The 14,532-nt window shown below is 53.2% G+C and carries 14 protein-coding genes; 8 read left to right on the forward strand and 6 right to left on the reverse strand.

Annotation, left to right across the window (positions count from 1 at the left end):
- Positions 1-21: 21 nt before the first annotated feature.
- Together U5L07_08000 and U5L07_08005 are read right to left on the reverse strand one after the other, a co-directional pair.
- A complete protein-coding gene (locus tag U5L07_08000) occupies positions 22-1,800 on the reverse strand; it encodes an ATP-binding protein (GenBank protein MDZ7831681.1) in 1,779 nt (592 codons plus the stop codon).
- Positions 1,801-2,484, reverse strand: a complete 684-nt coding sequence (locus tag U5L07_08005) for a response regulator transcription factor (GenBank protein ID MDZ7831682.1) — start codon at positions 2,482-2,484, stop codon at positions 1,801-1,803.
- A 370-nt stretch (positions 2,485-2,854) separates the two neighbouring features.
- Between U5L07_08005 and U5L07_08010 the strand changes: the two genes are divergently transcribed.
- The 4 genes from U5L07_08010 to U5L07_08025 all read left to right on the forward strand — a co-directional run bounded on the left by U5L07_08010 (position 2,855) and on the right by U5L07_08025 (position 5,989).
- Positions 2,855-3,679, forward strand: a complete 825-nt coding sequence (locus U5L07_08010; protein ID MDZ7831683.1) for a phosphate ABC transporter substrate-binding protein — start codon at positions 2,855-2,857, stop codon at positions 3,677-3,679.
- 43 nt (positions 3,680-3,722) lie between these two features.
- Positions 3,723-4,613, forward strand: coding sequence for a phosphate ABC transporter permease subunit PstC (pstC, locus tag U5L07_08015; GenBank protein MDZ7831684.1), 891 nt, complete (start codon positions 3,723-3,725; stop codon positions 4,611-4,613).
- A 17-nt stretch (positions 4,614-4,630) separates the two neighbouring features.
- On the forward strand, positions 4,631-5,521 hold the full coding sequence (gene pstA / locus U5L07_08020; protein ID MDZ7831685.1) for a phosphate ABC transporter permease PstA: 891 nt from the start codon (positions 4,631-4,633) through the stop codon (positions 5,519-5,521).
- Between the two features lie 210 nt (positions 5,522-5,731).
- A complete protein-coding gene (locus U5L07_08025) occupies positions 5,732-5,989 on the forward strand; it encodes a hypothetical protein (protein ID MDZ7831686.1) in 258 nt (85 codons plus the stop codon).
- Here U5L07_08025 and U5L07_08030 read toward each other — a convergent pair.
- From U5L07_08030 to U5L07_08045, 4 genes are all read right to left on the reverse strand, one after another.
- Positions 5,984-7,252 carry a radical SAM domain-containing protein gene (locus U5L07_08030; protein MDZ7831687.1) on the reverse strand — a complete coding sequence of 423 codons (1,269 nt, stop codon included), beginning with the start codon at positions 7,250-7,252 and terminating at the stop codon, positions 5,984-5,986. The two genes, U5L07_08025 and U5L07_08030, sit on opposite strands and share 6 nt — an antisense overlap.
- Positions 7,253-7,282: 30 nt before the next feature.
- Complete coding sequence (locus U5L07_08035) at positions 7,283-8,509, reverse strand: U32 family peptidase (protein MDZ7831688.1); 1,227 nt, start codon at positions 8,507-8,509, stop codon at positions 7,283-7,285.
- 151 nt (positions 8,510-8,660) lie between these two features.
- Complete coding sequence (locus tag U5L07_08040; protein ID MDZ7831689.1) at positions 8,661-9,005, reverse strand: Mth938-like domain-containing protein; 345 nt, start codon at positions 9,003-9,005, stop codon at positions 8,661-8,663.
- Between the two features lie 27 nt (positions 9,006-9,032).
- Positions 9,033-9,587: a hypothetical protein gene (locus U5L07_08045; protein MDZ7831690.1), complete on the reverse strand. Its 555-nt coding sequence runs from the start codon at positions 9,585-9,587 to the stop codon at positions 9,033-9,035.
- A 496-nt stretch (positions 9,588-10,083) separates the two neighbouring features.
- Between U5L07_08045 and U5L07_08050 the strand changes: the two genes are divergently transcribed.
- From U5L07_08050 to U5L07_08065, 4 genes are all read left to right on the forward strand, one after another.
- Positions 10,084-11,205, forward strand: a complete 1,122-nt coding sequence (locus U5L07_08050; protein MDZ7831691.1) for a 2-hydroxyacyl-CoA dehydratase family protein — start codon at positions 10,084-10,086, stop codon at positions 11,203-11,205.
- Positions 11,206-11,279: 74 nt separating this feature from the next.
- Complete coding sequence (locus U5L07_08055) at positions 11,280-12,518, forward strand: 2-hydroxyacyl-CoA dehydratase family protein (protein MDZ7831692.1); 1,239 nt, start codon at positions 11,280-11,282, stop codon at positions 12,516-12,518.
- Between the two features lie 199 nt (positions 12,519-12,717).
- Positions 12,718-13,485: an acyl-CoA dehydratase activase gene (locus tag U5L07_08060; protein ID MDZ7831693.1), complete on the forward strand. Its 768-nt coding sequence runs from the start codon at positions 12,718-12,720 to the stop codon at positions 13,483-13,485.
- Positions 13,486-13,505: 20 nt separating this feature from the next.
- On the forward strand, positions 13,506-14,528 hold the full coding sequence (locus tag U5L07_08065) for a (Fe-S)-binding protein (protein MDZ7831694.1): 1,023 nt from the start codon (positions 13,506-13,508) through the stop codon (positions 14,526-14,528).
- Positions 14,529-14,532 lie beyond the last annotated feature (4 nt).

A 14,532-nucleotide genomic window follows, 5' to 3' on the forward strand; every position in this document is an offset into this window, starting at 1 on the left:
CCTTAATGCCGTCCGGTCCAATCAGATGTTTTTGGTCTGAGCTTTGTTCAGGGTAAAATAGAATACAGAGCCTTTGGATCGGCCATCCGGCGGGCTCTGCACCCAGATATCGCCGCCCATGCTCTTGACCGCATGGCGGCATATGGCCAATCCTAAGCCGGTTCCGCCGGATGCGCGGCTCCGCTCCTTATCCACCCGGTAAAACCGTTCGAATATCCGTTTCTGATGCCGCTGGGCAATGCCCGGCCCCTCATCCTGAACACCGAAAAGGAAATGATCGGATTTGTCAATGGTAAAAACCGTCACCGTTGTATTTTCAAAGGTGTGGCGGATGGCATTGTCCAGAAGGTTTCGAAATACCTGGGTCAGCGTATTGGCCTCTCCGTATACGGTGAGCGGGGTGGGGAGCTGGTTGACCACTTCTATCTTTTTTTCCTTAGCCATGGGCATGCAGGTCTCCCAGGCATTGGCCAGGCAGTCGGCCGCATCCACCGGCGCCAGTTCCAGCCACTCCGCCTGCTTTTGCTGCTGTTTGGTCAGTTCCAGCAGGTCGTTGACGATGTTGGCCATCTGGTTGGCGTTTTTCAGGATGGTTTGAATAAAGGTTTCCGCATCAGGTGAGGCCCTTAGCTTCTTATCCATGAGGGTTTCCGCATAGCCCTTGATAGAGGTGAGCGGCGTGCGGAGTTCATGGGACACATTGGCCACAAAATCCTGCCTTGCTTTTTCGAGCCGGACCAGTTCGCTGATATCGTGGAACACCACCACGGCCCCGCCGTCCGGGATTTTCACCAGGTTGACCTCATAAATAATATCATGGTCAATGGGCACCCTGAGACTTGGCGGCTCCCTGCCCGCGAGCACATCGCTGCATGCGGCCTGGATTTCCGGGTTTAAGAAAACCTCCATGGGCCGGTAGCCGATGCAGGAGGGCACGCATCGGGCGATTTTAGTCAGGGCCCGGTTGGTGGATTTAATCCGGCCGTTTTTATCAAGCAGCATCACCCCCTCCTGCATGCCCTCAAAAACCGCCTCCAGTTCCTGTTTCTGGGCGGTAATGGTGTCAATGTTATGCTGAATTTTATCCGCCATTTGATTGATGCCGGCCGAGAGTTCTTTAAATTCCGGGCTCTGCTCAATTTCCAGCCGGCGGTCCAGGTTTCCCTCCCCGATTTCTTTCGTGGCCTGGATGACTTGGTCAATGGGATTTTTAAGGCGCCTGGCCAGGATGACGCTGGCGATTAATGTCAGGATGAAAATCGCGCCCAAAGACCACCAGAACCGGCTGGCATAAAAAGAAAGCCGGGATTCGATGTTTGACATGGGAATGGCCACCCGGACGAAGGCATCCGGATGATTCGGCAGGGCCAGGGGCTTGGCCGCATAAATGAGCCTTCGCTTGAGGGTGATGCTGTAGCGGATACTTTGGCCGAGGCCTTTTTTTCGGGCGTCCACGATTTCGTCCCGATAGATATGGTTGTCCATGTCCGCAACGTCGGCAAACGGTACCGCGGAATCGGCCATCACCCGGCCGCTTTTTCCCACCAGGGTGATTCGGTAGCCCAGTTTCTCGCCCAGCTCGGTAATCCATTGATCCATTCCCTGCGGGTCTTCAAACGGGGCGCTTTGTTTGACCAGCCAGCGGCAGAGCGCCAGCTGGTTAAACGCATTGGATTTGGTCTCAGAGAGGATTTCCGCTTCCAGGGTTTTACAAATATAGAAGGCCGGAATGCAGACCGCGGGGATAATGATCAGCCAAAAGGCGATTAACAGGCGGGTGCGAAAGTGAATGGATTGCATTTACGCTTCCTTGAACCGGTAGCCGATGCCGCGGACGGTTTCGATGGATTCCGCATAGGGGCCGATTTTCTGGCGCAGCCGGCGGATATGGGTATCCACGGTGCGGGCATACCCGTCAAACTGGTAGCCCCAGACCCGGTCCAGGAGCTGATCCCGGGTCCGGACTTTGCCCTGGTTCTGAATCAGTTCCATCAGGAGGTTAAGCTCCGTGACGGTCAGCTTTAATTCTTCGTCTTTGAGCCATACCCGGTAGCTTTCCAGGTCAATTTGAAGATCCTGGTAGGTGAGCAGGCTTTCCTCAGCGGGGTCTTTTTCCTGGCGCCGTAAAATCGCCCGGAGCCGAAGGATCAATTCCCGCGGACTGAAGGGCTTGACAATATAGTCATCCGCACCGAGCTCAAAGCCCACAATCCGGTCGACCTCTTCGCCTTTTGCGGTGAGCATAACCACTGGAATGTTTTGGGTCTTTGAGCTGCGCTTGAGCGATTTGCAGATTTCAAGGCCGTCCATGCCGGGCAGGATCAGGTCTAAGAGAATGAGATCCGGCGTTTTTGCTTCCGCCATGTCAAGCCCTTTGTTTCCGTCTGCCGCTTTGAACGTGGTATATCCTTCGGATCGTAAATGCCAGTCGATCAATTGCATGATGTCGGTTTCATCTTCGACAATAAGTATGGATTTTGTCATTGGCTCACCTGTTATAAAAAAGTGAAGAAATACGTCTTGTCAACGATTTGTCGATCAAATGAAGTTAAACAAGAATTATCGCAAAATTATGAAGTGATTGTGACAATTATGTGACAAGTCCCAAAAACTTATTGTCATTATTATTTCGTCATTTTGTCACATAAATGTCAAATTTAAAAATTATGATTGTAACAAATTTTTGGTTGTTGGGTATTAGGTATTAGGTATTAGGTATTAGGTGTTAGGTGTTAGGTATTAGGTGTTAGGTGTTAGGTGTTAGGTGTTGGGTGTTAGGTGTTGGGTGTTGGGTAAAAGAGTCGGTTGAAGAGAACTGGTTTGACACAAAATAAAAATTGAAGGAGAAAATGGTATGAAGACAAAATCAATGATGAAGGGGTTAAAAACAGGGGTTATCCTGGTATTGGTCTTGTGCTTTGCCGCTGCGGCATGGGCGGAGAAGCTCTCGATTAAAGGCTCCACGACGGTGCTGCCCATTGCGCAGAAGGCAGCCGAGGAATTTATGAAGATTTATCCGGATATCAACGTGTCCGTATCCGGCGGAGGCTCCGGCAACGGGATCAAGGCAATCATCGATGGGACAACCGATGTTGCTGACAGCTCCCGGTTTATCAAGCAGGAAGAAGTGAAGATGGCGGTTGAAAACGGTACCTATCCGGTCCCCTTTGCCGTGGCCCGGGACTGCATCGTACCGGTTGTCCATCCGTCAAACAATATTAGTGACTTGAGCCTGGCCCAGCTTAAGAAAATATACGAGGGCAAGATTACTAACTGGAAGGAAGTCGGCGGACCGGATCTCGAAATTGTGGTGATATCCCGGGATACCTCCTCCGGGACCTATGAAGTCTGGGAAGACATTGTCATGGAAGGCGCACGGGTCTATCCGGGGGCGCTGTTGCAGGCGTCAAATGGGGCCGTAGCCCAGGCGGTGGCCAAAAATAAATACGCCATCGGCTATGTTGGTCTGAGTTATTTGAATAAAGACTTGAAAACACTCACCGTGGACGGTGAGGAAGCCAGTATTGAAAATGCCGTCGCATATCCGGTCAGCCGAGAATTGTTCATGTTTACCCGCGGCTGGCCAACCGGCAAGGTTATGAAATTTATCAATTATATGCTGCATCCGAGCAAAGGGCAGAAAATCGCTGCCGAGGTCGGATACGTTCCGCTTTATTAGTGCTTTAGGTGCTGGGGAATAATATCAGGCGGTTTAAAATATTATGAAGTCGAGAGTTATCAAAGATACGCTGATTCGCTATATTTTTTTTCTGCTGGCGTTTATTTCCATCGCGATTCTGGCCATGATCCTGTTTTTCCTGGTCAGGGAGGGGGTGCCGGTATTTAAAGAGGTCTCGGTTAAGGACTTTTTGTTCGGCCAGTACTGGTATCCCACTGCCGATCCACCGGATTTCGGGATACTGCCGCTGATTTTAGCGTCTTTGATGGTAACCGGCCTGTCTGCGGCCATTTCCATACCGCTGGGCGTGATGACGGCGATTTATCTGGCGGAAATCGCCACGCCCCGGGTCAAAGAAATCGCCAAACCCATGGTTGAAATGCTGGCATCGCTGCCCTCGGTGGTGATCGGGTTTTTCGGGATGGTGGTGGTGGCCCCGTTTCTCCAGGAGGTGTTTGAACTTCCCACGGGGCTAAACCTTTTTAATGCCTCGCTAATGCTGGCGTTTATGTCCGTGCCCACCATCACAACCATTGCTGAGGATGCCATCACCAGTGTGCCGGCGGAGCTGAAGGAGGCCTCTTTGGCACTGGGGGCCACCCATTGGGAAAGCATCGTTCGGGTGATTATGCCGGCGTCTTTGTCCGGGGTGAGCACCGGCATCATCCTCGGTATGTCCCGGGCCATCGGTGAGACCATGGTCGTATTGATGGTTGCCGGCGGGGCGGCCATGATTCCGGGCTCGCTTTTTGATCCCGTCCGGCCCATGCCGGCCAGCATTGCCGCGGAAATGGCGGAGGCCCCGTTTCGCAGCGAGCATTACCACGCCCTGTTTGCCATCGGATTGGTGTTATTTATTTTTACCCTGATGTTTAACTTCATCGCAGACTATATTTCGCACAAGCACCGGCAGGTGGGCGCGGCCACGCTATAGAAAGATATTATACGCATATGACGAACCAGGCATCCCATACCAATATGGCGGAAAAGACCTCAGCGCGCCGGAAATTTTCCCAGTCCGGGTTTTTCCTGATGTTCCGCGGGGCGGCGTTGATTAATGCCTTTGCGCTGGTGATTGTGGTTTTCTTTCTGGTCAAAAACGGCTGGCAGGCCATCAACTGGACGTTTTTGACCCAGGTGCCCACCGATTCCATGACAAAGGGCGGGATTTTTCCGTGCATCGTCGGAACTGTTTACCTGAGTGTCGGGGCCATGCTGTTTGCCTTTCCCCTGGGCGTGGCCTCGGCCATCTATTTGAATGAATATGCCCGGCAGGGGGCGCTTATGCGGGCGATCCGGTTTGGCATCAATAATCTGGCCGGTGTGCCCTCCATTGTATTCGGGCTTTTCGGCCTGGCGTTTTTTGTAACCTGGATGAAGCTTGAGGTGAGTGTCCTGTCCGGGGCGCTGACACTGGGGATTTTGTCTCTGCCGGTGATTATCGGCACCTCGGAGGAGGCCCTGCGGGCGGTGCCGGATACCTATCGGGAGGCCTCGCTAGGCCTTGGCGCCACCAAATGGCAGACCATTTCGCGAGTCGTTATGCCCGCGGCTCTGCCATCGATGATCACCGGCGGTATCCTGGCCTTAAGCCGGGCCGCCGGAGAAACCGCGGCGATCATGTTTACGGCCGCGGTCTATTACACCACCCAGATGCCCTCCTCCGTATTCGATCCGGTAATGGCGCTTCCCTATCATATCTATGTGCTGGCCACGGCCGGTACCAATATCGAACAGACCCGGGGGCTTCAATACGGCACCGCCCTGGTGCTCATTGCCCTGGTGCTGGGCATGAACCTGATTGCCATCATCTACCGGGCCCGGCTGCGCAGAAAGCGGTAGGGGCTTCCAAGGAACTTCACGGTTTAAGGTATAGGGTGTAAGGTGTAAGGTAAATGAAACCAAGAATTTATGGTCGGCACGGTGGCCGACCCTACGATGAATCGGGTTTTTCCCCATTCGTAGGGCGGGCCACCGTGCCCGCCTGAAAAATAGATAGAACAAATTTTTAATCAAAAATTCTGTCTAAGCAATTGCCGGAAAGGATACATCATGACACATCACGATCATTCGCATGACCATGACCACAGCCATGAGCAAAGCGCGGAAATGCCGTTTGAAGAGAAGCTCGGAAAAATTCTGGACCATTGGATCAAGCACAACCTGGATCATGCGGAGACTTATAAGGACTGGGCGGAGCGGGCCCGAAAGGCCAATATGGACGAAGTGGCGGATCTGCTCAAAGAGGCCGCGGAGCTTAACATCACCATGAACGAGAAGTTCGAAGCCGCCAAAAAGCAGATTTCATAGGCGCTGGATCAAATAGATGTAGCAGGGCAGCCGGCACAATTTTTTAAATTCCGTGAATTCGTGCAGCATTTTTTCTTTTGAACCGATATTTTCCAAAGGCGAGATGTAAATCGTGCCTTTGCTGTGAAAATGATCCAGGTGGTTGCGGGTCAGATCGATAATTGAGGGCAGGTGGGTTTCCGGAAGCCCCGCGCCATAGACGAAGTTGGCGGTCACCTCAATGTTGCTGTAGGTCCGGTTCACGGCCATCATGCGGTTAAACGCCTTTTCCACCTTTTTGGGCGTAAGCGGCTTTTGGATGACTTTGAAGGTCTCCGCATCCGCGGATTCAAGCCCCAGGTTGATATACGTATAAAAGGGCAGCCGGTTTAAAGCGTCGAACACGTCCTCATCCGAGCGGAGCATGGAGTCCACGCTGCCGAACAGAAAAAGCCGGGGGTCCTTCATTTTCGACTGGTCAATGGCAAGGCCCTCGTAAGTTTTTCGGGCTGCAAAATCCAGGACCTCTTTTCCGGCAAACAGGGCATCGTGCTGGCCCAGAAAAATGCTGTTGTAGTTGATGAGATCCTGGTCGTAGAATGCGCTAAGGGCCCGGATCTGCGATTCGATATCATCATAGGGGCGCAGGGCGAAGCCTTTGCCGGATTTTACCCGGCAGAATCCGCAGTTGTAGAGACAGCCGTCCGCCACAATGACCGGAATGACGTCATACTCCACATGCCGGGCATCCGGCGGGAGTACCGAGACCTCACCGCCGATAATCTCGTGGAATTTTCGGCCCCGCTCCGCCAGCCGTTCCGGTCCCAGTTCCGCCACCCGGCGGAGGAACCCGGAGAGATTTGGCGCACAGACGGACAAATCCATCCGCGCAATCCGCTCTCTCAGTTGGTGCCAGGCCGCAAAGGCATCCGCCACATCCTCACTGTTAAACCGGTCACTGAACAGCACCGCATTGGTATCATAGGAAAGGCAGGGCACGTAATATTCGCCGGTAAAATCAATGGCCCCGGTATAGCCGCCGGCTGAGAAATAGGCCCAGTCGTTTCCCGCCGTGCGTTTGAGCCATTCGGAGGCATCCAGCCAACCCCGGCCCCGGCCCTGGATGGTTTTAATCTCGCCGTTTAAATTGAACTGAAAGGTATAATCCCGGGTTTTGATTTCCGAGAAAATGCCGTATCGGACCGGATAGCTGATTTTGATATACCGGTCCGCCCCCTTTTTCTCAAGGGTGATGGTCATGTCTTCAACTGTATGGGGTTCCATGATGCATCTGATCTTTTAACGTATTGGTGTTTATCCGGTTTTCCGGATCAACTCGTCCGGCTGCAGCATATCCGGTTTCCCCAGGCGGATCTTGACCCGGCTGCCGGATTGTGCCGTGTCCACGGCCGCGCCCTCAAGGGTTCGGATCTCTTGAATGGTGTTTATCGTGTTTTTCCCGCGGGTTTTTAGAATGTCTATATGATCGCCGGTCTGGATTTTGTTTCGCACGGCCAGTTCAATGGCGGTCTCGCTGTAGATCCGCCCGACTTTGCCCACAAACCGGACAGACGCGTCGGGTGCGGCATTTTCGTATCCGGGCCGGACGGCTTCCGGATCATTTAAATAAAACCCCGTGCCGTAGCTTCTCGGGCTGATCCGGTCGAGTTCCAGGGCCCATTCGGATAAAACCTGATAATCGGACGGGTTTTGATAATAGGCGTCAATGGCCGCGCGATAGGTTTTAACCGCCGTGGCCAGGTAGTTCAGTCCCTTTAGCCGGCCTTCGATTTTCAGGGAACAAATGCCGGCCTCGATCATTTTCGGCAGGTGTGCGATCATGCAGAGGTCCTTGGAATTGAATATATAGGTTCCGGTTTCATCCTCTGCCACCGGCATGTACTGCCCCGGCCGCAGTTCTTCAACCACCGCGTATTTCCATCGGCAGGGGTGGGCGCACTGGCCGCGGTTGCTGTCGCGCCGGGCCATGAAGCTGCTTAACAGGCAGCGTCCGGAATAGGCGATACACATGGCGCCGTGCACAAAGGCCTCAACTTCAAGCCCTTCGGTATGGCTGATCGCCTTGATTTCATCCAGGGTCAGTTCCCGGGCCGCATTGACCCGGGCCACCCCGGCGGCCTGCCAGAAACGGGCGCTGTGCGGGTTGGTGGTGTTGGCCTGGGTGCTCAGGTGGATCGGGATGCCGGGGGCTGTTTGGCCGGCCAGGCGGATGACGCCGGGATCGGCGATGATCAGCGCATCCGGCCCGATATGGGAAAGCTCTTTCAGGCAGGCTTCAACATCAGCCATTTCCCCGGGCCGCGGAAACGCATTTACCGCTACATAAACGCGCACGCCGGCGTCATGGGCAATCCGAATCCCTTCGGCCATCTCTTCTGCGGTAAAATTGCCGGCATAGTTTCTCAGACTGTGCGCCTTTCCGGATAGATACACCGCATCCGCCCCGTAGTGGATGGCAGTGGCTAATTTCTCCGGATTGCCGGCCGGGGCCAGCAGTTCTATTTTTTTGTTACGGGTCATCTGCGGTGTCCTAAAAAATCGTTTTCCGCAGCGCAAAGGTGCCGGGAAACGATCCTTATACACCTTGGCGCCTGATTATGCCAAAAGATTTTTTACAAGGTGGATTTAATGCCCGGTGGGCGGTCGTGGCGGGATATCCGCCCGCCGGCTTTCAGCAGGTCAGGTGAAAGCCGGCGGCGATATTTTTACCGTTTTGGTGCAGTTTATTAAATGTAGCCGCCGCTTTTTGGGTCGGTTGTTCGATCAATTCAATGTTTTTTTCTTTCAGCAGATCAATGAGCTGCTTACTGGGTTTCATCTGGCCGGGTTCGCCCGTGCCGAGGATAATAATATCCGGCCCGGCTGCCAGGATATCCGAAATATCCGCCGGTTCCACCCGGTGCCCGGATTTTCGCCACCAGTCCGGCACAACCGTTTTGCCGATGATTTTGATGTCATCGGTGTAGTGAATGCCGTTGATCACGATATTTCCGAACGAATAGCGTTGAATCTCCATAAGCCCAGTTTTTTCGCTTTTTTTTGATCAGCCGCTGAGGCCTTTGAAATTGACCGTCAGGTTGACGTTAATGTTTAAGCCGCCCTGATCGGTAATTTCTTTGACCAGCTCGCCAAGCAGATCTGTCAAAGATTCCCCGGAAATTTCCCGGCTATGGCTCGATGCAGCGGTTGATGCGCGCTTGGCGGTACGGACCTCCGGCTGTTTTGAAGGTTTTTTGGTTCGTGTGGACTTGACATATTTTTTCAGGCTCGGATATTTGCGAACCGCCTCTTCCATGGTAAACCGGTTTTTCCCGGTTTTTCGGGTCAGGTCGTATGTCTGCTCAGGGGTGAGATTAAATGCTTCCTTCACCAGACTGTAGACATATCCGCGGTCGGTTTTCTGTTTTTTGATCAGGTAGCCCAGGTCGCACTTGTCGCTGCTGCTGAGTTTGGCCAGGATGCTGGCCACGTCCTGAATTTTGATGTCTTTTCCGGAGCTTTCAGCCACCATGGCGGTAATATCCGGTGAGCGGAGCGCCTTGCCGCTTCTTAGCGTGTCGATAATCAGCTCGCTGTTGGTTTTTTTTTCTTTGCTCATTATTATATCTCCTCTCTTTATGATGTAATGCAGTCCGGTTCTTTTGGAAAGGACTGGTTTACAGGGCTTGAGCGCGCTATAAACCAAACTATTCTGTACCCTAAATTGGGAATCCCGGAGGGTTTAAGATTTTTAAATATAAGGTGCTATAATCCTTTACAAAATCATGTTGTTAAAAATCTGAAACGCTCAATTTAGGTGTAAGTTAGATTAAACTATATATCTAGATAAATACTTAATACGCCAAAGCGGTTTGTCAAGAAATTAATTTATTTTATTTGCTTAGCTAATTTCCCCAAACACTTCGAACGATTCATAAACAAGCTTCTAATCATTGCACAGGTTTCCGCCGCATCAGCGAATCGGCAAAACCGGGAGGCTGTTAAAAAAACGAGCGTTCGCTCTTTATTCTTGACACCTTTCCGGCGGCTGCGCTACTGTAACTGCACCTGAAAAACGGTCTCCGCTTTAACAATCAAGCTGTCAGGATAGAGACATGGAGCCTCTGGAAAAACTAAGCGCCGTGGCGCATGATCCATTTGCCTATGCCCAGGCCATCCAGCCCGCCCTCGAAAAGCCAGTCATCGGCTATTTTTGTTCATACACCCCGGAAGAAATGCTGACCGCCGCCGGCGCAGTGCCGTTTCGCATCTTCGGCACGCGCGGTGATATTTCCCTGGCTGATGCGCATCTACAGTCCTACTGCTGCTCCCTGGTCCGGGGCGGCCTGGAGGATGTGTTAAAAGGCCGGCTGTCCTTTTTAAAGGGAGCGGTTTTTCCGCATACCTGCGATTCGATTCAGCGGCTGTCCGATATCTGGCGGTTAAACGCCGGCCTGGATACCCATTTTGACCTGGTGCTGCCGGTCAAGCTCACCACCCAAAGCGCAAGGACCTATATGATTTCGGTCTTAAATACCTTCCGCGCGGAGCTCGAACAGGGCCTTAATGTGTCCATTTCTGATGAAGCGCTGCACCAGGCCATTTACACCCACAACTGTATCCGAGACCGGCTTGGCCGGATTTACCGGCTAAAGAGCCAAAATCCCGGCAAGCTGGCCGCTGCGGATATGTATGCGATCATGAAGGCCGCCATGGTGATGGATCGGGCGGAGCTGCTCGAACATCTGGACGCCCTGTGGGCGGATCTCTCGGCCGGGGCATCAGAAGGCGCATCCACCGGCCGCAAACGGATTCTGATGAGCGGGGGGATCTGCAACCATCCGGATATCTATCATTTTATCGAGGAGGCGGGCGGGGATGTGGTCTGGGATGACCTCTGCACCGGCACCCGGTATTTTGAGGGCAGCGTCGAGGAAACCGGAGATCCTGTTGAGGCCATTGCCGACAGGTATCTCGACCGGATGGTATGCCCGGCCAAGCATATGGGCGTCACCGCCCGGGGCGAGCATTTAAAACAGCTTGTCCGAACGCACCGGATCGACGGGGTGATTTTTTTGTTCTTAAAATTCTGCGACCCCCATGGGTTCGACTACCCGTATCTAAAAGAATGCATGGATCAGGCCGGGGTCCCCACGCTGCTGCTGGAGGTTGAGGAGCAGCTGCCGGGCGAGGGCCAGTTCAGAACCCGGTTTGAGACGTTTATCGATATGCTATAAACAGTGTTCCGTGTTCAAAGTTCACGGTTCATAGTTCAGGATTCACAGAATCCTTTACCCAGCTGGAGAGAAAAATGTCAGATTCTTCCAAACGAACGGATCCGGAAAAAGAGAAGCGCAAAATCAAATCCGTTCAAAAAATGAAAGAAATCATGACCAACTACTATATCGAGGCCAAGGGCGCGGCGGACACGGGTAAGAAGGTTGCCTGGATCACCAGCGGCGGCCCGGTGGAGCCACTGATCGCCATGGATGTGATTCCGGTTTATCCGGAAAACCACGGGGCCATGATCGGCGCGTCTAAAATGGGGATCGAGCTCTGTGAAAAAGCCGAGGAAATGGGCTATCCCCGCGAACTCTGCTCATATGCCCGGGCGGATATCGGATGCGCGGTAACCGACGGCGGCCCCATCGGGGGCCTGCCCAGGCCGGATTTTCTGGTCTGCTGCAACAACATCTGCGGGACCGTCATGAAGTGGTATGAAGTGGCGGCCCGGTACTATAACGTGCCGCTCTTTATTCTGGACACCCCCTTTACCCACCGGGAATTTCCGCCGGCCGCCAAGCAGTATGTGATCGACCAGATCTATGAGTATATTGCCTTTCTTGAAGAAAATTGCGGCAAAAAGATGGATTATGACCGGATGCAGGAAGTCGGCCGCCTATCGGTTGAGGGCTTGCGTCTCTGGCAGGCGGTTCTGGATTCAGGCGCCCATAAGCCGGCGCCCATGACCGCATTTGATGCATTTTTTCACCTGGCCCTGATCGTCACCCTGCGCGGCACTCAAGAGGCGGTGGATTACTACCGCCAGCTCCGGGATGAGATGCAGGAGCGGATCAATCAGGGTATCGGTATGGTCCCGAACGAAAAATACCGACTCCTGTGGGACAACCTCCCGGTCTGGTACCGGACCAAATGGCTGTCCGAGAAATTCGCCAGCCATGATGCCTGCCTGGTGGCGGACACCTATACCTCTGCCTGGAGCGGGGTGCTGCCCTACATAGACGAGAACAATTTTCTGGAAACCATGGCCGTGGCCTACTCCCAGGTCTATATCAATGTCTCGCTCGATATCATGATCGACACCCTGCGCCGGCTGATCAAAAAATACGATGTGGACGGGCTGGTCATGCATTCCAACCGCAGCTGCAAGCCTTACTCATTAGGTCAGTATGATCTGCAGAAGATTGTGATGGAAGAGCTCAAAATCCCCACCCTGATCCTGGAAGCGGATATGGTGGATGAGCGGAGTTTTTCGGAAAGCCAGATTGAGACCCGGATCGATGCGTTCATGGAAACGCTGAAATCGTGATGGCTTCGCAAAAAGTCCAATATCTTTGTTGCGCTTCATCCCTCGGAATTTCACGTACTCCTATGTACGCTGCATTCCTCGGGATTTGCGCGCCTCGATCTTGAACTTTTTGCTTTGCCATCTCAAAATTGACTTTTTATGAAATCGTTAAACTTAAACCATAAAATGGTTAATATCACTTTAAACAAGGTTTAATTATATGATTACTGCCGGCATTGATATCGGCTCAATTACCGCCAAGGCGGCACTTTTAAAGGAAGGCCATATTCTGGGCTCCCGGGTGATTTTTACCGGGTATAACGCCAAAAAAGCCGGGCGCACGGTTCTGGATGAAACGCTTTCCGCGCTTAACATGGCGGCATCGGATATTCAAACCATTGTGTCCACCGGCTATGGCCGGAACACGGTGGATTTTGCGGATAAGGCGATCACGGAAATTACCTGCCACGGCGCGGGCGCGCATTTTATCGACCCCGAGGTGCGCACGATCATCGATGTGGGCGGCCAGGACAGCAAGGTGGTGCGGATCAACGAAGCCGGAAAAGTCGTTGATTTTGCCATGAATGATAAATGCGCGGCCGGCACGGGGCGCTTCCTTGAGGTCATGGCCCGGGCCATGGAGGTGGATCTGGACAAATTCGGCGATATTTTTTTACAATCCCAGAATCCGGCGAAAATCAGCAGTATCTGTACGGTTTTTGCCGAGTCCGAGGTGATTTCCCTGATTGCCAAGGGCGAGACCCGGGACAATATCATCGCCGGTATCCATGAGTCCGTTGCCGCCCGGGTATCCGCCCTGGCCAAGCGGGTCGGCGTGGTGGAGCCCGTGATGATGACCGGCGGGGTGGCAAAAAATATCGGCGCGGTGCGTGCGCTTGAAAAAAAGCTTGAGACAAAGATCCGGGTATCCGAATACGCCCAGTTAAACGGGGCCATCGGGGCGGCGATTCTGGCGCGAAATCTTTAAATAAATATTGGGGGAAAACTTTGGAAGCCATCCAATTTGATCCGGAAATCTGCAACCAGTGCGAAACCGTGGATTGCCTCATGAAATGCCAGTACATCGATTTTAGGGATGTGGCCGAGGCAAAAACGGAAAAGCTTAAAATCAATGCCGGCGAACACAGCCGGGTGCTGGATGAATGCCTGACCTGCTATGCCTGCCAGGAGTACTGTCCCTATGACAACAATCCGTTTTACCTCTTGGTGGAGCGGCAGGAGCAGCTGGGGCTTTTGCCCGCCCCGCGGCCGATTGTGGCTGAGCAGCTTAAAATGATGGGGCCCAGGGGCCGCATCCAGAAGGAGACGGTGTCTACGCCGGTGGTTAATATGTGTGCCTTTCCCATGTTAACCGGCTGCGTGCGGGGAACGCTCTTCGATGGCGCGTCGGTGATCGTCGGCACGGATATATTCTGCAATATCATGTGGCTGCATTTTGCCAAAAATTCGGCCATCAAAGAGCGCGTGCCGCAGATGATCGATAACATTATGACCTACTACCTCAAGGATGCCGGTGTTGAGGAGATGATCTGTTTCCATGATGAATGCTACGGCACCTACACCAGCGTGGCACCGGCCTATGGCATTGAGGTGCCGTTTAAGCCGGTCCATCTGTTTGACTACATCAATCATCGGCTGGATGAGCTGGCTGACCGCATCACCCCGCTCAATGTAAAGATCGCCTATCAGCGCCCTTGTTCCAACCGCCTGATCCCCCAGACCGACCTGGTGCTGGATGAAATATTTGAAAAAATCGGCGCCGACCGGGTCCCCCGGAAATACGACCGGGAAAATACACTTTGCTGCGGCGGCGTGCCCCGCGCCCAGCAGCGGGATAACCTGGCGGATGAACTGGTGGCAAACAACATCAGGGATATGCAGGCGGTGGGGGCGAGCTACTGCGTTTTCAACTGTCCGTTCTGCATGGCCACCCTTGGCCAGGAGGCGGCGGAAAACGGACTCATGCCCATTCTGGTAAGCGATTTGGTTCAAATGGCATTGGGAGAATAGTGAC

The sequence above is a fragment of the Desulfobacterales bacterium genome (assembly GCA_034520365.1).
In the GTDB taxonomy this organism is placed as follows: domain Bacteria; phylum Desulfobacterota; class Desulfobacteria; order Desulfobacterales; family Desulfosalsimonadaceae; genus M55B175.